Annotated in this window: 16 protein-coding genes and 1 tRNA gene; 13 read left to right on the top strand and 4 right to left on the bottom strand. The window is 54.6% G+C overall.

Annotation, left to right across the window (positions count from 1 at the left end):
- Positions 1–327: 327 nt before the first annotated feature.
- Complete coding sequence (locus ACYZTK_RS05895) at positions 328–1524, top strand: amino acid aminotransferase (protein ID WP_462013582.1); 1197 nt, start codon at positions 328–330, stop codon at positions 1522–1524.
- Between the two features lie 248 nt (positions 1525–1772).
- Positions 1773–1982, top strand: a complete 210-nt coding sequence (locus tag ACYZTK_RS05900; RefSeq protein ID WP_462013583.1) for a hypothetical protein — start codon at positions 1773–1775, stop codon at positions 1980–1982.
- On the opposite strand, the gene ACYZTK_RS05905 is transcribed toward ACYZTK_RS05900, so the two are convergent.
- The gene (locus ACYZTK_RS05905; protein WP_462013584.1) at positions 1979–2209 is read right to left on the bottom strand and encodes a hypothetical protein; all 231 of its coding nucleotides are present in this window, start codon (positions 2207–2209) and stop codon (positions 1979–1981) included. The two genes, ACYZTK_RS05900 and ACYZTK_RS05905, sit on opposite strands and share 4 nt — an antisense overlap.
- Positions 2210–2436: 227 nt before the next feature.
- Here ACYZTK_RS05905 and ACYZTK_RS05910 point away from each other — a divergent pair.
- Positions 2437–2512, top strand: a tRNA-Asn gene (locus ACYZTK_RS05910).
- 1021 nt (positions 2513–3533) lie between these two features.
- Here the strand turns inward: ACYZTK_RS05910 and ACYZTK_RS05915 are convergent.
- Positions 3534–3938 carry a hypothetical protein gene (locus ACYZTK_RS05915; RefSeq protein WP_462013585.1) on the bottom strand — a complete coding sequence of 135 codons (405 nt, stop codon included), beginning with the start codon at positions 3936–3938 and terminating at the stop codon, positions 3534–3536.
- A gap of 325 nt (positions 3939–4263) precedes the next feature.
- Here ACYZTK_RS05915 and ACYZTK_RS05920 point away from each other — a divergent pair, with 325 nt between their 5' ends.
- From ACYZTK_RS05920 to ACYZTK_RS05955, 8 genes are all read left to right on the top strand, one after another.
- The gene (locus ACYZTK_RS05920; RefSeq protein ID WP_462013586.1) at positions 4264–5133 is read left to right on the top strand and encodes a helix-turn-helix transcriptional regulator; all 870 of its coding nucleotides are present in this window, start codon (positions 4264–4266) and stop codon (positions 5131–5133) included.
- 2 nt (positions 5134–5135) lie between these two features.
- The gene (locus tag ACYZTK_RS05925; RefSeq protein ID WP_462013587.1) at positions 5136–5744 is read left to right on the top strand and encodes a DUF1819 family protein; all 609 of its coding nucleotides are present in this window, start codon (positions 5136–5138) and stop codon (positions 5742–5744) included.
- 25 nt (positions 5745–5769) lie between these two features.
- Entirely contained in the window at positions 5770–6345 is a 576-nt protein-coding gene (locus ACYZTK_RS05930; protein WP_047303169.1) for a DUF1788 domain-containing protein, read from the top strand.
- An 18-nt stretch (positions 6346–6363) separates the two neighbouring features.
- On the top strand, positions 6364–10035 hold the full coding sequence (brxC, locus tag ACYZTK_RS05935; RefSeq protein ID WP_462013588.1) for a BREX system P-loop protein BrxC: 3672 nt from the start codon (positions 6364–6366) through the stop codon (positions 10033–10035).
- 86 nt (positions 10036–10121) lie between these two features.
- On the top strand, positions 10122–13751 hold the full coding sequence (gene pglX / locus ACYZTK_RS05940) for a BREX-1 system adenine-specific DNA-methyltransferase PglX (RefSeq protein WP_462013589.1): 3630 nt from the start codon (positions 10122–10124) through the stop codon (positions 13749–13751).
- Between the two features lie 94 nt (positions 13752–13845).
- Positions 13846–16470: a BREX-1 system phosphatase PglZ type A gene (gene pglZ / locus ACYZTK_RS05945; RefSeq protein ID WP_462013590.1), complete on the top strand. Its 2625-nt coding sequence runs from the start codon at positions 13846–13848 to the stop codon at positions 16468–16470.
- 14 nt (positions 16471–16484) lie between these two features.
- On the top strand, positions 16485–18524 hold the full coding sequence (gene brxL, locus ACYZTK_RS05950) for a protease Lon-related BREX system protein BrxL (protein ID WP_462013591.1): 2040 nt from the start codon (positions 16485–16487) through the stop codon (positions 18522–18524).
- Between the two features lie 503 nt (positions 18525–19027).
- The gene (locus tag ACYZTK_RS05955; protein ID WP_462013592.1) at positions 19028–19321 is read left to right on the top strand and encodes a hypothetical protein; all 294 of its coding nucleotides are present in this window, start codon (positions 19028–19030) and stop codon (positions 19319–19321) included.
- A 63-nt stretch (positions 19322–19384) separates the two neighbouring features.
- On the opposite strand, the gene ACYZTK_RS05960 is transcribed toward ACYZTK_RS05955, so the two are convergent.
- Positions 19385–19954, bottom strand: coding sequence for a recombinase family protein (locus ACYZTK_RS05960; RefSeq protein ID WP_462013593.1), 570 nt, complete (start codon positions 19952–19954; stop codon positions 19385–19387).
- A gap of 850 nt (positions 19955–20804) precedes the next feature.
- Between ACYZTK_RS05960 and ACYZTK_RS05965 the strand changes: the two genes are divergently transcribed.
- Positions 20805–21788, top strand: coding sequence for a hypothetical protein (locus ACYZTK_RS05965; RefSeq protein WP_462013594.1), 984 nt, complete (start codon positions 20805–20807; stop codon positions 21786–21788).
- A gap of 17 nt (positions 21789–21805) precedes the next feature.
- Here ACYZTK_RS05965 and ACYZTK_RS05970 read toward each other — a convergent pair whose 3' ends face one another.
- Positions 21806–22294, bottom strand: coding sequence for a hypothetical protein (locus ACYZTK_RS05970; RefSeq protein ID WP_462013595.1), 489 nt, complete (start codon positions 22292–22294; stop codon positions 21806–21808).
- A 99-nt stretch (positions 22295–22393) separates the two neighbouring features.
- Between ACYZTK_RS05970 and ACYZTK_RS05975 the strand changes: the two genes are divergently transcribed.
- The gene (locus ACYZTK_RS05975; protein WP_462013596.1) at positions 22394–23128 is read left to right on the top strand and encodes an HNH endonuclease; all 735 of its coding nucleotides are present in this window, start codon (positions 22394–22396) and stop codon (positions 23126–23128) included.
- Positions 23129–23299 lie beyond the last annotated feature (171 nt).

Below are 23299 nucleotides of genomic sequence, written 5' to 3' on the forward strand. Positions count from 1 at the left end.
GGGAGTCGCGCCTGCACAGTCAAACCGGCGGGAACGAGAAAAGCCGCAAACGACTGACGCCGCCCGAGGAAAAAACTGGATTGTGCTCAATGTGGAGCCGATTGCCTGCGCTTTCAAGGCAAACGTCCTACATCCCTTGTAGTCTTTGACGGTTCAGTTCGACTAACGGTCGATAAATAATGCAAAAAACTTACAGGAAATGCCGAATCGTCTGTCGCCATCGATCAATGATGGCCTCTATACTAGCTCCCCGTTTGTGCACCGCTCTAGTGCATTCGGCTGGAGCGCGACACGTCCCTCCACACTCCATTCAGAGCCGCCGCAAAAATGAGCCTGTTCTCCGCTGTCGAAATGGCACCACGCGATCCAATCCTGGGCCTCAACGAAGCATTCAACGCCGATCCACGCACCACCAAGGTCAACCTGGGGGTCGGTGTTTACTGCAACGAGGAGGGGCGAATTCCACTCCTGCGCGCCGTTGTCGAAGCCGAGACGATTCGCGTCGCTCAACACGCTTCCCGTGGCTACTTGCCGATCGATGGCATCGCTGCCTACGACCAGGCCGTGCAAAAACTGCTGTTTGGCAATGACTCGCCGCTGATCTCTGCCGGCCGCGTCATCACCACTCAAGCCGTGGGCGGTACTGGCGCGCTGAAAATCGGCGCCGATTTCCTCAAGCAACTGCTGCCGAACGCCGTCGTGGCGATCAGCGACCCGAGCTGGGAAAACCATCGCGCGCTGTTCGAGACCGCCGGCTTCCCGGTGCAGAACTATCGCTACTACGACGCCGCCACCCATGACGTTAACCGTGCCGGCCTGCTGGAAGACCTGAACGCCCTGCCGTCCGGTTCGATCGTGGTGCTGCACGCCTGCTGCCACAACCCGACCGGCGTGGACTTGAGCCCGGCTGACTGGAACAACGTGCTGGACGTGGTAAAAGCCAAAGGCCACGTGCCGTTCCTCGACATGGCCTACCAGGGCTTCGGCGATGGCATCGAAGAAGACGCTGCGGCGGTGCGCCTGTTTGCGCAATCGGGCCTGACCTTCTTTGTCTCCAGCTCGTTCTCCAAGTCGTTCTCGTTGTACGGCGAGCGCGTTGGCGCCCTGTCGATCGTCAGCGAATCGAAAGAAGAAAGCGCGCGCGTGCTGTCCCAGGTCAAGCGCGTGATCCGCACCAACTACTCCAACCCGCCGACCCACGGTGCCAGCATCGTCGCCGCCGTGTTGAACAGCCCTGAGCTGCGCGCCCAGTGGGAAGCGGAACTGGCCGAAATGCGCCTGCGCATTCGCGGCATGCGCACTCAGATGGTCGACCTGCTGGCACAGAAAGCACCGCAGCGTGATTTCAGCTTCGTCGGTCGCCAGCGCGGCATGTTCTCCTACTCCGGCCTGACCACCGAGCAGGTTCACCGCTTGCGCAACGAGTTCGGTATCTACGCCCTGGACACCGGCCGCATCTGCGTTGCGGCGCTGAATCAGAGCAACATCAAGGCCGTGACGGATGCCATTGTTGCGGTGATCTGAGTCGGTTTGGTGACGAAAAACGGGAAGCCCTTGGGCTTCCCGTTTTTATTTGCAGCAGATATTTTTCAATCGGCCGAACAAGCCCTCTAGACTGTCACACATCTGATCTGTAGGAGCTGCCGAGTGAAACGAGGCTGCGATCTTTTGACCTGGCCTTTAAAAAAGCAAGATCAAAAGATCGCAGCCTCGTTTCACTCGGCAGCTCCTACAGGGTCTGTGTACAGCCTGGAATTTCTGCGAGAACCTTCATGAAAAACGATGACCTACGCGCCGAGCGCGATGACCGGGATGAACTGGACGATTTCGTCCCGCGCCCCGCCGCCAAACGCGGCAATAACCTGGTGATGCAGGTGGCCACCGGCGTGTTTCTCGGCGGCCTGGCGCTGTGGCTGGTGCAACTGGCGGCCACGATGCTGTATGCCAAGGTGATGCTTGGCACCTTCACGTTCGGCGGTTAGGCCAGTTCGCCGGCACGCTGGCTGGCAGCGTCGTCATAGGCGACGTAGAGCGATTCAGCGACCTGGCTCTTGATCGCCTTGGTGCTTTCCAGACCGAGAACAAAGCCCTCGGCCTTGCCGCCAGCTCGGTTCAATTCTTCGGCGGTGCTGGCCTGGGTGATTGCGTCGAACAGCTTTTCCGCGTGTGGGCCGACGCCTTTGGGCAGGCTGATCTGGGCGATGCTCATGCGTACACCCCGTGGTGAGAGGTGATGAGGACTGGGTGATTCATGGCGCGTACCTTTTCGGCGAATGGCCGGCAGCGCGTGTAACCACTTCCGGGCGGCCATGGTAGACCTCTGGGGTGATTCTGGTAACCGCCAATCAGCGATAAACCACCACTCGTCTTCGAGAATCGCGCAATCTGCTCATAGGTGCTTGACTTCTCTTTTTGAATCAGTAACATACACGCCATTCCGCGATAGCTCAGTTGGTAGAGCAAGTGACTGTTAATCACTGGGTCCCTGGTTCGAGTCCAGGTCGTGGAGCCAGTAAATTCAACGAAAAAGGCCAGCGCTTAGCTGGCCTTTTTTGTTTCTGCTCAACGAATTGCTCAACAGTTCATTTCCGCTCAACACTGCGCTTAATGGACAATTGATGACGATTTACATGCGGGGCAGCGGCACTCAATGCGCCCGGCAAAGCGGCGGGCCTGCACCAGCGCAATGTTGCAGGACGCCCAAACTATCGCCTGCGGGCGCCACTCGACTGAGATTGCCGCACCATCACCCTCCTCATCCATACCCAGCCAGTCGGCCGCAGTGTAAACACTCAAGCGGAGCGTTGGCATTCGCACTACCGCCGCCACGTCTCCAGGACATAGATTGTCAGTTGCTGCCGAGACGTAGCGAATCACACCGTCTTGCTTCAGCTCAAGCATTACCCTGCTAGGGTCGGCTCGATCGCGGTACTCGAACCTCCGAGTCTGTGCGTTCCATACAGTTATGCCTGGCTGTTCATCATGGAAGGGAACGGATTCACGAGCGAAGCGGATGCATTTGGCGAGAGGCTCGACCTCATTCTGCGTGTCGGCGATCATTTGATAGCTGGGCACGCCATCTACCATGATACCGACACGACGAATCTGGAGCGGAACGAAGGTGATCGGCGCCTTACCTCTGGAATTCCTACCGAGCCTCCACTCACGCTGACGGTTCCAACAGCTCACACAGATTTCTGCTCCAGAATGGATGATACGCAGATTGAATCGCCCACAACTCTTACATCTGGAGTCATGATCTGGGCGCCCGGTGATCTTGACCTTAGCGGAGGGTATCGCAGCCTGATTGGGGTCCACCTTCCCAGCGTGAACTGCACCAATTGGGCAAAATCGGCAGGCCGAAACGCGCTCATCACTAGCCATGGCTCGCATGTACCGACTCGAGCAGTCGTCGGTACTCCAAGTGCCGCATAATTTCTCACAACGGAAATGGCGCTTGCCCGGCACCCATTGAAAGTATTCGACTCCATCAGCGCAGGGCTCAGCAGCCGCACAAATTTCAGCAGTAACGCTCATGCCCGCAACTCGAGCATCTCAGGGGAATGGGTGCCAAATAGTGAAACGGTACGATCTTCTGCTGTTGTAATTCGCGGACAAGCCTTCGCAGCTAGCGCACCCTCCACTTTTAGCTGGGCAAACTGACAAACCTGATTAGCCAGCACGGCGACAGGATCAACTGGTACTAAGGAGCAGATACAAGGCAATTGACGCCCCGCAAACACTTTCAGCGCATTGCGCGCTAGTTTCATACCCATCTCAAGCACTTCGGACTGGGTCACCTTGTGCTCGACCGCCTGCGATCGCAGGATGTGGATCGTAATTTTATCCAGGCCGACCGTCATACGGGTAACGCCCGCTAATTTGTGGTTGTCGCGGCGCGTCTTCTGACGCGGCATTGGTTTTTTGGGGATGCTCAAGTCGCTGCTCCGTGATCACGCGATGGGGACGTGATCACGTTAAGCTCACCACTGATCTAACTCCGCAGTCACGAAAATATTGCCCAAGCGTTTGATTACAATGCCCCCCGCTACTGCATTCCAGCTGACCCGGCATTTGCATCCGCCCTGGACACATCGGGCCGCAGTGACAACAACCGGCGCTCGACCCGAAGCGAGCATCCACCGATTGAATACACAAATATATAGGGAATCACCCAGAGCGCAAAAAACTTTACAGTAAATAAACTTACACTCACACCCTGTATCAGGCATCATTTGCACCAGTTCACATTCAGGAATACCAATGCCGCTCCCCAAACACGAAGCCCTCCTCAGGCTACGCGCGATAGAGCTAATCAGCTATTGGGAGGGTCGCCTGGTCACCACTCAGCTGATGGCATGGTTTGGCATCAGCCGCCAGCAAGCTTCTTCCGACATCAATCGCTATAACAGTGAGTTCAATCCAGGCTCGCTAATTCACAGCCCTGCAGTTAAAGGCTATGTCCCGACGGCTGGCTTTCAACCCGTACTGAGCGCTGGACACATCAATGAGTACATGGCACTCATCGGGGAGCAATCTGATCAGCCCGTGTCTGAGATTTTGGAAGCTCACCCCAGCGTCACTACAGTCCAACTTCCAGACCGTGCAGCCCGCCCTGAAGTGGTTCGCGAGTTAATTAGAGCCTGCCGCAATGCCGGCAGCCTGAAAGTACTCTACGCCTCCATGTCCAACCCGCAAATTCATGAACGTGTGATTTCACCTCACACTCTCGTTTATACGGGTTTCCGCTGGCACGTTCGCGCTTGGTGCCATAAGCGCCAGGCCTTCCGCGACTTTTTACTCTCACGTATCTATCGCACGCCAAAATCGTGCGACGCTCACGCCCCCTTATCGAGTACAGACATTGGCTGGCACGACCAAGTCAACCTGACACTAATCCCTAATGAACTACTCAGCGATGCCCAAAAGTCTTTAGTTGAACGCGATTTCGGTATGCCAGAAGGCCGCCTACAACTGACCGTTCGCACAGCACTTGCCCACTACACCCTTCAACGTTATCAGGCTGCCATCACCTCAGAAGAAGCCGAGCGAGTACGCGAGCATCCATTGCAATTGCTTCCAGCTGATCGCGCCAAGCTAACTCCCTTCCTTTTTAGCTGTGATGGGGAATAGGCATGCATAGCTTCCATTACGACTCTGACTTAATCGGCGGCTCGTTGCAGGTGCGTGAATCACGCATCGTTGCAGACCTGCTGCTGCAGGACGCCAGCCCTGAGCAATGGCATGAGGTCATACAGCAACAGAACCGGCTGCAGAAACGCGCACCAGCTTCGGCCAAGCGTGTGGCTCAAGCCATCCGCAAGCGTCTGGAGCGACTGGATGCCCCTTTCTGGCGGGCAATTCGAGATGGAGATGATGAACTCGCTACCCAAGTGGTGTTCTGCTCGGCCTTGGAGCGCAACCTGCTCCTCGTCGAATTCATCGAGACCGTCCTCAAAGACGCTTTTGTCACCCGCGCCGGCGTGCTCGAATCCTACCACTGGAATGAGTTTCTGGATGAACGCAGCCATCGAGATTCGGCCATCACCACCTGGACGGAGTCCAGTCGCAAGAAGATGGCGCAGGTCGTCTATCGCATGCTGACCGAGGTCGGCCTGTTGAAAAGCACCCGCAACATGAAACTACAAAACCTGATGATTCGGTCAGAGGTCCGCGTATTGCTGGATGACAGCTACCGCAATCGCATAAAAGCCTGTTTGGAAGTATCCAATGCCACCGGATAGTAGGCGTGGAATAAGGAGTGTTCGCATGAATCAGCAACTGCAGGATCGGCTAAACCAGATCCCAGACAAGATCCTCACCGAAGAGTTCTTGAGGAGCCAAGGATTGGGCAATGAGCTCGGTTTCTGGATCTTCGACTACGCCCCCGAGGATGAGCTGCAGGTGCGCGAATACCTCAGTTTTCTACAGGGGTTCCTCGCCAAGAAACATAGCCAGCTCAAAGTGGCTCATATCAATTTGCTGCAGGCTATGCGGGAATATCTGGATCAACGCAGCTTCACTGAAAAAGCCATTCAGATGCAGCAAACCAAAGGTGACCTCGCGCTGCTCAAGGCTCTGTCCGGACCGCTGCATATGGACAAATTCGCGCCCTTCCTAATGGAACACAGCGACGCCGATCAACACGACGTGGTGCTAATCAGTGGCGTTGGCTCAGTTTGGCCGGTTCTTCGCGCCCACAACCTTCTCAACAAGCTACACGCGCTGCTAGGCCACAAGCCTCTGGTTCTTTTTTACCCCGGTCATTACTCAGGGCAGTCACTCGCCTTGTTCGACCGCATTCCCAGCAACAACTACTACCGCGCCTTCAAGCTGGTTCCCTGATAAATAAGGACGATTGCCGTGAGCATTAAAGATATTTTCTTCAAGGAACTCGATCGCCCGATCAACGGCGTGGTTAAGGCGGATCAGTCCGACGACGCAACCGTGCACCAAGAGCTGGATGAGTACGTTGTCACCAACGAGCTGGAAAAACACTTCCGCAGCTTCTTCGAGTCCTACAGTACTGACTTGAACGATCCCTCCATCGCCAACCGCGTGGGCGTATGGATCAGCGGTTTCTTCGGCTCGGGTAAGTCGCACTTCCTCAAGACCTTGTCATACCTGCTGGCCAACATCGAAGCGCGCGACGACCAGGGCAACGCTCGCAAGGCTGTTTCCTTCTTTGATGCGAGCAAACTGCGTGATGCCACCATCCGTGCCGACATCGACAAGGCCGTTGCCAACAGTGCCGATGTCATCTTGTTCAACATCGACAGCAAAGCCAGTTCCAACGATGCTGGAAACCCGATCCTCAATGTCTTCCTACGGGTGTTCAACGAACATCAAGGTTTTAGTGGCGACCATCCCCACATCGCCCACATGGAGCGTCACCTGGCCCAGCGCGGCGTCTATGAGCGATTCAAGCGAGCCTTTAATGATTCCACCGGGATGGACTGGACTGAGGAGCGTGATGGCTATCAGTTCTACCAGGATGACATTGAGCAAGCGGTAGCCGCTGCCCTCGACCTATCTGCTGAAGCCGCGCACAAATGGTTCGAAGACTCCGAGCAAACGTTCAGCGTCTCGGTCGAAAACTTCTGCAACTGGGTACGCGAATACCTTGACACCCAGCCAGCCAAACACCGCGTCCTATTCCTGGTGGACGAAGTCGGCCAGTTCATCGGCAGCGACACCAAACTGATGCTAACCCTGCAGACCATCACCGAAAACCTCGGCACCATCTGCAAAGGCCGCGCCTGGATCATTGTCACTTCTCAGGCCGATATGGATGCCGTACTTGGTGAGCTGTCCGCCTCCAAGGCCAACGACTTCTCGAAAATTGCCGGGCGCTTCAAAACCCGACTTTCACTGTCCAGCTCCAACACTGACGAAGTCATCCAGAAGCGTCTACTGCGTAAAACACCGGAAGCTGAAGCCGAACTTCGCGCCCTCTGGGAACATAAAGGCGACATCCTGCGCAACCAGATCACCTTCGACCGCTCCGGCCCGACCCTGAAGAACTTCGATGGTCCGGAAAGCTTCATCAGCAACTACCCCTTTGCGCCGTACCACTTCCAGCTGGTGCAAAAGGTCTTCGAGGAAATCCGCAAGGTCGGTGCCACTGGGGCGCACCTGGCCTACGGCGAGCGCTCCATGCTCGATGCCTTCCAGATGGCAGCCATGGCCATTGCGGATAAGCCGCTCGGCGCGCTGATTCCCATGTACAGCTTCTACCGCGCCGTCGAAGGCTTTCTCGATACAGCCGTCAAGCGCACCATCGACCAGGCGGGCGAGAGTAGCGTCCTCGACGTCTTCGACGTACAGATCCTGCGCACCCTGTTCATGATCCGCTATGTCGACCTGATCAAGGGCACCCTCGACAACCTCGTCACCCTCTCCATTGAGCAGGTCGACGAAGACAAACTGGCTCTACGTCGCAACATAGAAGAAACCCTCCAACGCCTTGAAAAGGAAAGCCTGATCACCCGCAACGGTGACGAGTTTGTCTTCCTCACCAACGAGGAACGCGACATCACCCGCAAGATCAAGGCCACAGAGATCGCCGGTTCAGAAGAGAACAAGGCACTGTCGGACCTGATCTACAAAGACCTGCTCAAGGACAAGAACAAGTTCCGCTACAGCGTCAACAAGACCGACTACAGCATCGGTCGTTACCTAGACGGCCACAGCCTGGAAGGCCGTTACGAGCACGACCTCCGTGTCGAAGTGATCTCGCCACTGGATCTCGACTACGCCCTCTATGGCGAAGCCGGCTGCATCAATAAAAGCAACGAAGCTCCTGCCGGCATGGCTCTGTTCAAATTACCTGACAGCAAGGATTTCTTCACTGAGCTGCGCACCTGGCTGAAGACCAACAAGTTCATCCGCCTCAACGACGACGGCAGCCAGCCTGAGTTGAGCAAGATCCTCGCCGAGCGGGGCCGCGAGAACCAGGAGCGTAAAAAGCGCCTGCGCTTGCTGCTGGAAGAGCTGGCAGAGCGCGCAGAAGTCTATGCGCAGGGGCAGCACCTGAAGCTCAACAGTAACAACATCGTCAGCAAGTTCGACGAGGCGTGCCAGTACCTCCTTGAAAACACCTTCACCAAATTGGGCTACCTGCGAGTACTACAGCAGGAACCCGAGCGTGAACTACACGCCATTCTGCACACTAACGACATCGGCCAACTCGGCCTGACCCTCGATGGTGACGAAGGTAATCCACAGGCCATCAAGGAAGTTGAACAGTTTATTTCACTGCGTGCTTCCGGCAACGAACGTTTGCTGGTCGCAGACATCATCGAGCGTTTCAGTAAGCGCCCCTATGGCTGGCCGGATGGAGAGATCCTACTGGTCCTCGGTCGCCTGGCCGCTTCCAGCCGTATTTCGTTCCACGCCGCAGGCCCCAGCATGCCCCTGCCGGACGCCTTCGAATACCTCACCAACAGCCGTAAGCGTCGTGAAATCTCGGTGCAGAAGAAGCGTCAGACCGACGAAGGACTGCTCAAACAGGCACGTAATCTGACCCAGGAGCTCTTCAACGCCCTTGGCCCAGCAGGCGAGAAGGAGTTGTTCGAGTACTACTGTGTGCACTTCGGCAGTTGGCGCACCAACCTAGAAAAATACAAAGCAACTGTTAGCGCCGGACGCTTTCCTGGCAAAGAAGCCGTCGAAAAGGCCCTGCTCATCCTGCAGCGCCTACTCAGCAATACTGACAGCGTCGATTTTTTCAAGGTAGTGGTCGACAACAAGGATGACTTCCTAGATCTGGAAGAGGACTACCGTGACTTACATGAGTTCTTCACCAACCAGCTGCATACCTGGCAGCAACTGCAGCAGGCGCTGCGTCGTTTCGACAAAAATAAAACAGCGCTGGATAAAGATGAGAAAGCCCGCAAAGCGCTGGCCGAGCTGAAAGCCATTGAGCAGAACACCACGCCCTACGGTCAGCTGCACCATGTCACGACTCTGGTTGAAATGGTAGAAGCCATTAACGCCGGCATCCTGACTGAAAAACGTCAACATGCCCTGGTTCGTGTCGAGGAGAAAATCACTCAATTGCAGGCCGAGATTGCCAAGAGCGGTATCGAAACAGCTGAACTGAGCAACCGCCTGCTGCGTCCGCTGCAGCTGGTCAAGGCGGATCTGGAGACCGAAACCAGCATCGCCAACATCTATATGTTGCAAACACAGACTGCCGACGAGCGCCTGCACGACGGCGTGTTCGATCTGGAGCGCGCCATTCAGGCCGAGGTTGAACGCCTGCAGAAGCTTCAGGAAGAGCAGGCCAAAGCCGCACAGGCAACCAACACAGCTAACGGCATCAAGGAAGACCGAGCGCCTACCCTGGTGCAAACCCCCAAACCCGTAGCGCCGCCCAAACCGGTGGTCGAGGTGGCAGCGACCAGTGTGTTCAACAAACTAGGGAACGGCTTGTATCTAGAAAGCCAGCGCGATGTCGACGGATTTATCGACGCCCTCAAGACCGAGCTGGAAAGCGCCATTAAGCAAGACAAGCGCATTCGTATTCGCTGACGCAGCGCGGCCTGTAGAAGGGTGAGGCCACCTCTAGGCCGCAGCAAAGCGTCAATACCAGCTCAAGAGAATTAGGGAAAGCCCATATGAACACCAGCAACATCAAGCGTTACGCCCCCAAGGCACGCACTGCCTTTATTGTCGCCATGACCAAGCGCGCGGCGCTGTTTGGCATCCGCGAGTCCAGCATACCCAGCATGGGCATCCAACCACTGGAGCTGAAGGGTGATTTGGCCCTGATTGGCGACCGGCCTTTCCCGGCCAGTATCATCCGCCCGCGTGCGGCCTTGGTGAAAAAAGTCGAGCAAATGGGCTTCGCCCAGGCAATGGAGCAAGCAGCCTATAGCTGGTTCAACCGTCTGTGTGCCATCCGTTATATGGAGCTCAAGGGCTACCTCGATCACGGTCGTCGCGTGCTCAGTCACCCGGATCTGCCAGGCAGCTTCCAGATCCTTGACGACTGCCTGGATATCGAACTGGAATGCTTAGACCTCCATCGCATAGCCGAGCTGAAGCTCGATGGCACCAAGGATGAAGATCTGTACCGCGAGCTGCTGCTTGCACAGTGCCATGCACTGCACAAGGCTATGCCGTTCCTCTTCGAAGCGGTAGACGACGCCACAGAGCTACTACTGCCGGACAACCTGACCAAAACCGACTCGCTGATTCGCGAGCTGGTCAGTGCTATCCCCGAAGAGGACTGGCAGGACGTCGAGATTATCGGTTGGCTGTATCAGTTCTACATTTCAGATAAGAAAGGCGAGGTCATGGGTAAGGTGGTCAAGAGCGAGGACATTCCCGCCGCCACCCAGTTGTTCACCCCCAACTGGATCGTCCAGTACCTAGTGCAGAACTCTGTGGGCCGGCAATGGCTGCAGACCTATCCGGATTCGCCGATCAGGGCGAATATGCCGTACTACATCGAGCCCGCCGAGCAGACTCCAGAGGTCCAAGCCCAACTGGCCCTGCTCACCCCGGACAGCATTGATCCGCTTCGCATCAAGGTACTCGACCCCGCATGCGGCTCTGGCCACATCCTGGTTGAGGCCTACAAGGCGCTCAAGACCATCTACGAAGAGCGTGGGCATCGCAGCCGTGACATTCCGCAGCTGATCCTGGAGCACAACCTGTTCGGCCTGGATATTGACGACCGCGCTGGCCAGTTGGCTGGCTTCGCCCTGATGATGCTGGCACGTGAAGACGACCGCCGTATCTTCAGCCGAGAAGTCAAACTCAATGTCCTGTCCTTGCAGGAAAGCAGCCATATCGACTTCAGCGGCCTATGGAAGGCCCTTAACCTGTCCAGTGGCTGGCAGCATGGCCAGTCCCAAGGTCTATTCGAAAGTGAACAAGCTGACTTAAGCAGCAATAGTGCCGATAATCGCTATCAACTGCTACAACACACTTTGGCCCGCTTTATCCAGGCCAAGACCTTTGGTTCTTTGATAGAAGTGCCTTCTGAGGATGCCGAGCCTCTAGCTGAGTTTCTGGAGCATTTACAGGATCTGGCCCGTGAGGGCGATGTAATGCAGAAGCCAGCAGCTGTACAGTTAATTCCTTATGTTCAACAGGCGTGGATTCTGGCGCAGCGCTATGAGGCAGTTATTGCTAACCCACCCTATATGGGAAGTAAAGGAATGTGCTCTGCCTTGCAGGGCTTCGTTAAAAAACAGTACCCAAAAGAAAACTCAGACTTATTTGCATGTTTTATTAAGCGATGTTTAGAACTGACGCAAAAAGGTGGTATCTGCTCGCTAGTTACTTTGCAGAACTGGATGTTCAATAGCTCGTATAGCGAGGTGAGGCTTGATCTACTTAAGTTAAATAGCATTCAGAGCCTAATTCAAATTGGCTTTAACAGCTTTCCGTCGATGAACAGCAAAGTAGCGCTTGCAGCTGCATTTGTAGTTCTAAAAAACCCGTCGAGCCAATTCATTGCAAAATACTTCAACTGCAACGATGCTGCTGCATCAGCTGACAAACAAAAGGTTTTTGTAGATCTACTGGAAAGCAACAATCTATACATGAGATCCAGCATTGATTTCTCAGACCTACCAGGCAGCCCGATAGCCTACTGGGCTAGCGAGACGGCGCGCGAAGCATTTAGGAAGTGTAAAACTTTTGAGGAGGTTGCGCCTGCCAAGCAGGGGTTATCAACTTCCGACAACGAAAAATTTGTTCGGTTCTGGTTTGAGGTTTCTGTAAAAAACATCAAATATGACAAAGTATGTCTCGATAATAAGTCCACCTACCCAGAACGCTGGGCACCATACAATAAAGGTGGACTGGTAAGGCGATGGTATGGAAATAACGAGTTCATAGTTGATTGGAAAAATAATGGCGAGGAAATAAAAAGTCTTGCACCAAAATCCGTGATAAGAAATGAAAAGAAATATTTCCTTCCTTCTATTACGTGGTCAGACATTACCATTGATAGCGCTTTTCGCCTTCAAGACTCTGGATTTATTTTTGCGAACTCTGCGCATTCTGCATTCTGCGAGCCAGGGGCGAACCCGTATGCAATATTGGGCCTACTAAATTCTCCAGCAGTAGAATATTTTATAGGTGCCCTTAGTCAATCTCTGCACTTTGATGTCGGATACTACAATGTATTGCCTTACCCATCTGGTCACGTCTCGGAAATACTGATTGACGCGTCGACAGAACTTGTCGAGATCGCAAAAAATGATTGGGACTCCCGGGAAACCTCTTGGAATTTCAAAAAATCTGAAATTTTGGCGCAGGGGCGATCAAGCAAAATATCTAGCGCTTGCACCTCTATTAAAGAGGAAACAAATACCCTTAAGGCTAGAAATAAATTTCTAGAACAGCAAGTAGCTAAATACTCATACGAAGCATATGAAATTCAAGAAGAGAGTCAAGTAAGGCTACCCAAGTCTGTTGTTGGGGATGTTAATGACTGCTTGTTAATCGAGCGACTTGTTTCTTATGTCATCGGCAACGTTATGGGTCGATACTCTCTCGATCACGAAGGACTTGTCTACGCCCACACGGGCAATCAAGGCTTTGCCAATCTGGTGGCTGAAGGCGCTTACAAATCATTCCCCGCCGACATTGATGGCATTCTGCCCTTGACTGATCAGGAGTGGTTTGCAGACGACGCCACCAACCGTTTTCGTGAGTTTGTCCGCACTGTCTGGGGCGACGATCACCTACAGGAAAACCTCGACTTCGTCGCCGAGAGCCTTTGCCTTTATGCCATCAAGCCGCTAAAGGGTAAATCAGGCGGCGAATCGGCGCTGGACACCATCCGCCGTTATTTGAGCACCCAGTTCTACAAAGACCACCTCAAGGCCTACAAGAAGCGGCCCATCTATTGGCTGTTCAGCTCCGGCAAGTACAAAGCCTTCGAGTGCCTGGTCTACCTGCACCGCTATAACGAGGGCACTCTGGCGCGTTTACGTACCGAGTACGTGAGCAAACTCATGGCGAAGCTTGCGAAACATGCAGAAACGCTAGAAAAGGAAGTCGACGCCAGTACTAGCACCGCCGAGAAAAAGGCACTAGAAAAACAACTCGACACGCTGCACAACCAACAAGCCGAGCTCGCCACCTTCGACGAAAAACTTCGCCACTACGCCGACCAGCGTATCAGTCTGGATCTTGATGTAGGCGTGAAAGTGAACTATGGCAAGTTCGGCGACTTGCTGGCTGACATGAAGGTGATTACGGGCGATAAGTCGAGCGATTCTTGATGAGTTCGGGGCCGTCAGGGATGCATTGTTGTCTTAGGATGACATTTCCCACGCTGACCTTTCGTTTCCTGTTTCAGGCTTAGGCGGATAGTGCATGAACACCCAACAACTGACCCAAGGCCTGAATCAGGCATTCTTCACAGAAAACCACCGCATCGTTTTCTGGTACGACCCTGAGCAGGGCTTCGCGGATGAACTCGGCCAGCTTGATCTGCCCGGCGTTCAGGTGCTGAACATGCAGGGGCATTCCACCTTCGGTACCAAGCTGAAGCTGGAGCTTGAGGACACTGAAAGTAAGTACCTGCTCTATTTCCCTTGCGCCGAACCAGATGCGAATGATGACTGGCTGCTGGACATCAAGCTGTACTCGCGCAGTTTCTACGCTGACAAAGTGTCACTGATATTCAACGACCTGGGCTTACACCAGCAGGTACTCCGTGAACATCTAGCCAAGCGTGAGCGCTTCCTTGGCAGCAAGGCTCGTATAGCGAGCCTGAAGCGTTTGATCCAACCAACTGACACTGAGCATGAGTTGGATCTGGCGATGATTGCCGTTGTGCTGGGTGCAAGTGGCAGTGACGTCATGACGCTGCTTTGCACTTTGGCCGATGGTGCCGTACGTGACGATTTGGGTCTTGAGCAGAATCCTGCGATCATCGATGAACTGTACAAGCTCGACCTGATGCCTGCGTTGCTGCAGGCCCTGCGTGACGAGGTAGGCTATCCAGCCTCCATCGAGGAAATCAGTGGCGATAAACCCTTCAGCTTTGGGCATTTCCTAATTCGACTGCTGGCAACCGGGTTCTGCGAAAGTATCGGCGATATACCCAACTGGGCCTCAGCGATTGCTATCCCCTCAGCCAGCGCACGCGCTACTTCACGTGCACTGCTTTCCCGCTGGCGTGACAGCTCACGGTTTTACCAAGCCTATGATGAGATTGCCGGCTGGGTCGGTGAGGCCCTGCATATCACCCAGAAGATTGGTGAAATCTCGTTAGAGAGCTTGGCCAATGTTGCAACCTTCGAAGCCGTCGAGCGGCAGATCATTGTCGATCTGACCAAGGCTATTCCGGAGGCAGATCCACGCGACCTCGGTCTGTTTTCGAAGATCATCTCCGAACGATTGGATAACTACTGGGCGACTCGCCATAAGGACGACGAGACACGCCGCAAGTACCGGCTGCTATACACGGCGCTGTCGGCTGCAATCGACCTGTTTACGCTGCGCCACCAGCACGCTGCAGGCTTCCACTTCACTAGTACAGAGGCGTTGTACAAAGCCTATGAGAGCGAGTTGTACCGTTTTGACACGGCTTACCGCCATTATTTCGCCGCCTCTCAGCGCGCCCACGTCGAGCTGCTGAAAAAGCTCGATGAGGCCGTCGAGCAGTGCTATGCGTATTGGTATCTCGATCAGCTCGGACGCTCCTGGGGCGACCGAGTTGAGGCCGAACAGCGCTTGGAGCACTGGAAAATACCTGGCGTTCCTAACCAGCATAATTTCTATGAGCGTTGGGTAGCGCCCTTGTTGGAGGGGCATCGTAGCAAGCGCGTTGTAGTGATCATCAGCGATGCCTTCCGCTATGAAGCCGCCGTCGAGCTGTGCCAGCGCATCAATGAAAAGCGTTACAGCAAGGCCAGCCTGAATAGCCAGTTGGGCGTATTGCCGAGTTACACCACGTTGGGCATGGCGTCCCTGCTGCCACACCAGACGCTGGAGTATCGCGAGGGTAGTGATGGTGTTTTTGTAAACGGACTCAATACTGGCAACACCATCACTCGCGACAAAGCTCTTGCCCGGCATGGCGGTATGGCCGTGACCGCACTACAGGTCAAAGAGTGGTCCCGTGACGCTGGGCGCGAAGCGCTGAAGGATCAGCAGCTGGTTTACGTCTATCACAACGTGATCGATGACCGCAGTGACAAAGGCGGCGGCTCCGAGGTGGATACCTTCCACCACGTCGAGTTCGCCATTGAGGAGCTGACCGAGCTGACCCGCAAAATCCTCATGCACTTCAACACCAGCACGGTGTTGATCACGGCCGATCATGGGTTCCTCTTCCAGCAGAGCAAGCTTGAGGCGGCGGATCGCACCTCACTCGCAGAGAAGCCGGATAGTGCGATCAAGAGCAAGAAGCGCTACGTCATTGGCCATACTCTGCCTGCTGCCAAGGATGTCTGGCAGGGATCGACCAAGCAGACCGCGGGCACAACATCGGACACTCAGTTCTGGATACCCAAAGGCGCGAATCGATTCCACTTTGTCGGCGGTGCACGCTTCGTCCATGGCGGGGCTATGCCTCAGGAAATCGTTGTGCCTGTGCTGACGGTCAACCAGTTACGCGGTGAGAAAGCGGAGAAACGCACCAAACGCAAAGTCGGGGTGATCTCGCCGAAGTCAGTCCTGAAGATGGTCACCAATATCCAGCGCTTTGACCTGATCCAGACCGAGTCGATCAGCGAACAGGTGCTGTCGGTTACGGTTGCAGTGGCGATCTACGAAGGGGAGCAGCCGGTCTCCAGTGAGGAGGTTGTGACGTTCGACTGCGCGACGGATTCCATGAGCGAGCGCCTTAAACAGGTACGCCTGTCACTATCCGGCAGCGACTTCGACCGGCAGAAAGATTACTTCCTGGTGATCCGCGATAAAGATCTGAACACTGAGCTTGAGCGCTACCGTGTGACGATTGACCTGGCCTTCACCGACGACTTTTTTTGAGAGTACGACACTAGATGGAAACCCAAGTGGATAAAGATCTCGATCAGTTGCTCAACGAGCACTTTGCCGGTCGCGTGGTGCGCAAGGATCTGACCAAGCTGATAAAGGAAGGCGCGAACGTACCGGTTTACGTGCTGGAGTACTTGCTGGGTATGTACTGTGCGTCCGATGACTCAGAGGTGATCGAACAGGGCCTGAAGAACGTCAAGAAAATTTTAGCGGAGAACTATGTTCGACCGGATGAAGCCGAGAAGGTCAAGTCTCTAGTTCGCGAGCGCGGCACGTACAAGGTGATCGACCGAGTCACCGTGCGACTGAATGAAAAAAAAGACCGCTACGAAGCCTCTTTCAGCAACCTCGGCATCAAGGACGCTGAGATCTCTGCTGGCATCGTCAAAGAATACGAAAAGCTCCTTGTAGGCGGCATCTGGGTGATCGCAACGCTGAGCTATTACCACGAGGAAGGCCAATCGGGATCTCCTTTTGGCGTCACGCTCCTCAAGCCGATCCAGATGCCGAACATGAACATGCAGGAGCTGTTCACCGGGCGCGCTGCGCTGAATACATCGCAATGGCGCGAGGCCTTGATCCGCTCCATAGGCATGGAGCCCTCGACCCTGGATGAGTCAGTGCAGTGGCATTTGCTGGCCCGCATGGTTCCCTTCGTGGAGAACAACTACAACGTCTGCGAGCTCGGCCCACGCGGTACCGGCAAGAGCCATATCTATAAGGAGTGTTCTCCGAACAGCATGCTGGTCTCCGGCGGGCAAACCACCGTTGCTAACCTGTTCTACAACATGAGCAGTCGCCGCATAGGTCTGGTCGGTCTTTGGGATGTGGTGGCCTTCGATGAGGTGGCCGGCATCAACTTCAAGGACAAGGACGGTGTTCAGATCATGAAAGATTTCATGGCCTCCGGTTCTTTCGGTCGCGGTCGCGAGCAAATGGAAGCCTCAGCCTCTATGGTTTTCGTCGGCAACATCAACCAGAGCGTTGAATCGCTGGTAAAAACCAGTCATCTGCTGGCCCCGTTCCCTGAGCAGATGATCGACGCAGCCTTTTTTGACAGATTCCACGCCTACATTCCTGGCTGGGAAATCCCGAAAATGCGCCCGGAATTTTTCACTAACAGGTACGGACTAATCGTCGATTACCTGGCTGAATTTTTCCGCGAAATGCGAAAACGCAGCTTTGCCGACGCCATCGACAAACATTTCAAACTGGGTAATAACCTTAACCAGCGCGATGTGATCGCAGTACGCAAAACAGTATCCGGTCTGCTCAAGCTACTCTACCCGCACGATGTGTTCACCAAAGAAGACGTGCGCCAGTGCCTCGAATACGCACTTCAGGTCCGCCGACGCGTGAAAGAACAGCTAAAGAAGATCGGTGGAATGGAGTTCTACGATGTTCACTTCAGCTATATCGACAACGAAACCCTTGAAGAACACTTCGTCACCGTGAAAGAACAAGGCGGTGGAGGTCTTATCCCTGAAGGACCAGGAAAGCCCGGTTTTATCCACACTATAGGCTTGAGCGGAAAAGGCATGCCTGGGCTATATCGGATCGAACTGCAAGTGACCAAGGGTACTGGCAAGCTGGCTACCTCGGGTCTATGGAATTCCAGCTCCGCCAAAGAACAGGTGAAAATTGCCTTTGACTACTTCAAGGCCAACGCCGCGCGCATCAGCGCTTCGGCCAAGGTGCTCGATCATGACTTCCACCTGCACGTGGTTGAGTTGCAAAACACCGGCCCTCTGACTCATATGGCCCTACCCAGCCTAGTAGCTTTTGCTTCCGGCCTAATGGGCAGGCCTGCGCAAGCTCAAATGGTCGTGCTCGGCGATATGAGCTTGGGCGGCAGCATCACGCCAGTTGAAAGCATCGCCGAGTGCCTGCAAGTGGCTTTCGACGCGGGAGGCAAGCGCGTTGCGCTTCCAATGAGCAGTGCCAAGGACATTCCCAGCATCCCAGCCGAACTGTTCACCAAGTTTCAGACCAGCTTTTATGGCGAACCAGTAGAGGCTGTATTTAAGGCAATGGGCGTGGATTGAAACAGGTCCATTTTTTAGCCCGCTTCGACTTTGAGTCGGGCTACTTTGAACCTTACCACTGGGAGCCATCTGAGCCCCTGCGGTATGTGTGACATACCTAGCCTCAAGAAAGTGTTAGATGACCGTTATGCAGCAATTCCCCTTGGATGAGTGCTAGCCAACTCGCGCTCCAAGCAGTTAATAGTTCCACGATCCGCGCGGGGAAACCACCCGATCTCGAGAGCAATATCGACTGCAGCGTGTGCTGCGCCCATTTATTCTTGAGGGGGGGCATCGACATTAATAGCTCCTAGGGACATTCTGAATTTGCTTTCTGGAGGAATGATTTTTTTACCGTTTTCCATCCGCACTTGAAGCGTGCCCCTACGACTATCTGCAAAGGTTTGAATATGAGGGAAATAGACAAGCTTCCGCCATTGCCAGGCAGCGAGGTATTGAACTGTTATGCGGAAACGATCCGCCAGCTTGAGGCGACATGTCGCGTAGCTGGGCACGCAATTTCGATGGATGCGTGGTTTTCCCTGACGGAGTACGACGCGGCGCTAAACGAAACCTACGCACTGCAGCTGGTGCACAGTGATCTGTCGGCGGACGGGTTCGACATGGCTGGCATTCACTCGCGGCCAGCCGAGCGGCTGGGCCAGATGCCTCTGGCTGAGGTGCGTCGGTATGTACACGCGCTGTGGCGCTGCGAAAGGCACACCCACCCACACGGCAGTTTGGTGCTCGATGCTGTTCAGTCCGGAGCGCTGGGCCTAGCAGCCAGAATGCTGGCTGCATGCTCAACCGATGCGTAATCCCTACCGACACTGCTACCGCCCTTGCTGACGCGCCTAGGACGTTTCACGAAGCCAAGCACGCTACAGGGTAACGTCGCCCGGCCGACATGCTCGCTTCACGCTCGCGACAGATATCCCGAACTGCGCAGCCGTGGCGGCGATGCTGGCCCCGTTATCCTTCCTCCAGGCGACAACCTGGTTGTCGTTGATGGTCTTTACCCGGCCTAAAGCCTTGCCTTCTGCCTTCGCGCGCTGAATGCCCGCCATCTGCCGGGCTTTGATGTTGGAGCGCTCCAGCTCGGCAACAGCCGCCAGCATTGTCAGCATGGCCTTACCGATTGGCGTGGATAGGTCGAAGCCCTCTCGCTGACTTATGATCGCCACGCCCTTCTTCTGTAGCGCTTCGACGGTGGCCAGCACGTCCAGCGTATCGCGCCCAAGGCGGTCGACGGCGCCGACGATCAGGGTATCGCCCTTGCGCACGTAGCCGAGCAGCTTGGTAAACCCTGGCCGGTCAGCAGCCCGTACCGCACCGGACACGCCCTCGTCTGCAAACCACTCCTCGACCTTGTGCAATTGCTCTATGTTGTGACGCTGAGACTCGACGCTCTGCTCGCCTGTGCTGACCCTGATGTACCCAATGACTGCCATGTTGTCCCGACCTAGCTCGCAATGTGTGGGTCATTATATGTGGCATGGCTCAGATTTTAGCAACACCTTTGAGCCAGCTTGATCCCATCGCTTTGTATATGGGTCTCAGGGTGTACCTTTTGAACTAGATAATTGCCCAGACTCGTCCATTCCATTGCATTCGACCTGACCAGCCATGTGCATCAAATTTGACCACAACGCTGGCCGTGACCGGCAGAGAACGGCCAGGAGCAGTCACTCAAACGATAATTTTTCTCGCTGGGCGGGATCGTCTATGCGGCACAAGCGACCCTCGCTCTGGTCTGGCAGCAGCGCTTTTCCAACCAACCCCGTTTCGCGGAAGGGACCAGTGTGGGGTGCTCTCGTCGTCCTCAAGGTAAGCTGGATGGCAGAGTGTTCCAGTCAGGTCAACGCTCAGTGCTTCAGCTACGTGGAGTTGTCAGTCTCGATTCTAGAGCACTCTTGATCTAACCCAAGGATTTCGACCAAGCTAGGCCTTTACAAGCATTGATCAGGAACGCTTGGCAGAATATTTGGAATAATCTGCGGATGGCCTTCAAGTAATACGGCCTGATGCCCAACACCATCTTCTCCAAACGATTTCTGCAATCACTTTGCTCCTGATGCGCCCTACCAGGTTTGAATTCCACAGATGACTTCCACACGTGACGATTTTTCAAAAAGGACTAAGAGCGACCTCGCCCTACGGGCAAGCTATCAATGCTCCTTGTGCAAGGCGTCGACAGTAGGGCCCAGCGACGAAGCCTCAAACGCTGTGACCATGATTGGCGTTGCTGCTCACATTGCAGCAGCTGCGCCTGGTCCTGGCGCGCGCCGTTACGACCACTCAATGACCCCTGAGCAACGTGGATCAATCGATAATGGGATTTGGCTGTGCGCCAGCTGTAGCGTTGCCATCGACAGGGACGAAGCCCGATTCTCAGCTCAATACCTTCATGAGCTGAAGCTCAGCCACGAGGCATCAAGGCGCCTTCTGGGACAAGGTGAAGTGAATCGCGACGACATCATCGCTATCGGCCCGAGTCTGATAGCGCTAGGGGCGGTACTACGATTCGGTCCGGACGGATGCCGATTCCGAATTTCTCACTTCTTGGAAGGAAACATCCGGGAGCTGTGGGCACTGAGCGTGGATTTCAGCAAATGGCCAGATGAGGACCGATACGTCCTTTCAAATGAACTGGGCTATGGCGGGCTGCTTTCCCAACCGCCTGCAATTGAGCGAACTGAGTTTGGGCATGAGGTCACCGTCCAAATCCAAGCGGCCACAGACCGTCGCGATGCGATGACAACCAAAACCATGTGCGGAGAGACCGCCAGGATGCTCGATGGCATGGAAGCGATGGAGTCGCTATTTGGCAACGTGCTGAGCTTGGCTCACGGCACGTGGTTTACAGACCTCCAGAGCGGCAGCTTTATCTCTGATTACCACGAAAGGTATGCAGACTCCCCGTGGCTTAGCAGGCTCATTATGACGGAGATCATCCGCCTCTCGTTTGTCCCCCGAAACTCCAGAGTTGCCAACAAGAAAGTGGCACCGCTTGCCTGGGTCAACCGCGTTAATAGCGTTAGCACTCCGAGCTTTGAGCTTACCGAGCAATATCTGTCTATTCATGTGGATGCGGAGCTTGAAGGAGTAGGTTGCTGGTCGGGGGTGCTGCCAGTATTTATTTGTACGCCGGAACAATTACAGGAAGGTCGGGATCGAGCGAAGAGAAACGCGCTCATGATAAGCCCTACGGTAGATCACGGCCTCGTTGAAGCAGTGCCTGTAGATAAGAAAACCGCAGACCGCCTGAAGCTCTTGGGTCGCTAAGCCCGAATCATCACCACTCAGCTAAAGCGTCGCTTTGAATCGAAGGAAAATCCTCGATCTATGATGTCCAGCGAATAGATCGTCACCAAGAACCCCTGATTGGTCTTCAGCTCAAAGGCATGGTCCAGGCGATTGATCATGCCAGGCAGTTTCACGAATATGACCCTGGAATCATTCACGATCAGATACTGGAAATTGTCCGCAAATAGCTTGGTGGTTTTTTCGTTCCTATCTCCAGCAGGCCACCATTTGGCCTTCTCAACTCTCGATTTTCGGGCGACAACAAATCTGTGTGCTAGCAACCAAACAGGTTGGGGCACCTCATACACTGCCAAGCTCTGGATGACCGTAGGGATTGAGCTCGGATTGAAATACACGAGCTTTACCAGCACCGAATTTTCTATCGCAGACTGTCTGCTATGGGTCGATTTTTGCCTGTCGCGAACGGCTGCAATCAACCTGAGTCGGACGGTGGAGAAGTTCAAAAGCTGGGGGCGATTCAACATACGCACCCGTCGAACGGTTTCTATCCTGTCCCACCACATAGACGATTCGCCGGCAAACAGATAGCCTCTTGCCTCTACCGCCATCGAAAAGGGATTGGCATGGCCAAGCTCATCAAACTATCGGATACATCCTGGCAGCAACCATTCCGTGACCGCAAAAAGGAACACATTCTTTGGGGTTCCCATACAGAGGTTCGTGAAAACTGCAATTTCGTAGACGGCACACGCCGCCTCCTACAAATCTCATTCGAGCCACGATTCGAGCTGGATATTGTCGATCACTTTCAAATCACCAGCGGGCGTGAGATCAAGTTTCCAAAGGCGCTAGTGGATATGATCAGCGCCATCGTGCTGGAAAATCCCGAATCCAGCTTCATCGTTACCGTGCTCGATGCCGTTGAACAGGAAGATGGCCAAGTCGGTAGTACAAGAGACTTGGCCAATCTGATTACCTCTCGGGCAACGACAATCATGGCCCGCGTTGGCCAGCGGAAATTCAGGAAGCAATTGATGGGGTTTTGGGGTGATGCTTGCGCACTCTCTGGAGTGAAGGAGCCCAAGCTGCTGGTCGCATCGCACATTGTTCCCTGGAGCCAGTCAGAAGCAGATGCCAAGCTCGATCCATTTAACGGCCTGTTACTGGCGCCACACTATGATCGGCTGTTTGACCAAGGCCTGATCTCATTCAAAGACGATGGCTCAATTCTGCTGTCCAGCGTTGCCCAAAAGCTGCCTCCAGCGTTTGGTCTGTCGAGTTCCATGAAGCTACGCAAGCTCAATCCGAAGCATTTGCCCTACCTAGCTGCCCATAGGGAAGCGTTCGGCTTCGTGTAGCGTCATACCACCCGATATCAAAGACGCCGGGAATCAGGCCGCACGCAACGCAATGGACTGAAACGCGCAACTGACCGATTGCACCCTCTCTTGAAAGGCGGCTTGTCCGAAGCGCTTTGCCGCACGAGACATCGAAGCGCTGCCACGACTGAGTGAATTCTATACGCTCAC

The organism is Pseudomonas sp. LB3P31, assembly GCF_054897945.1.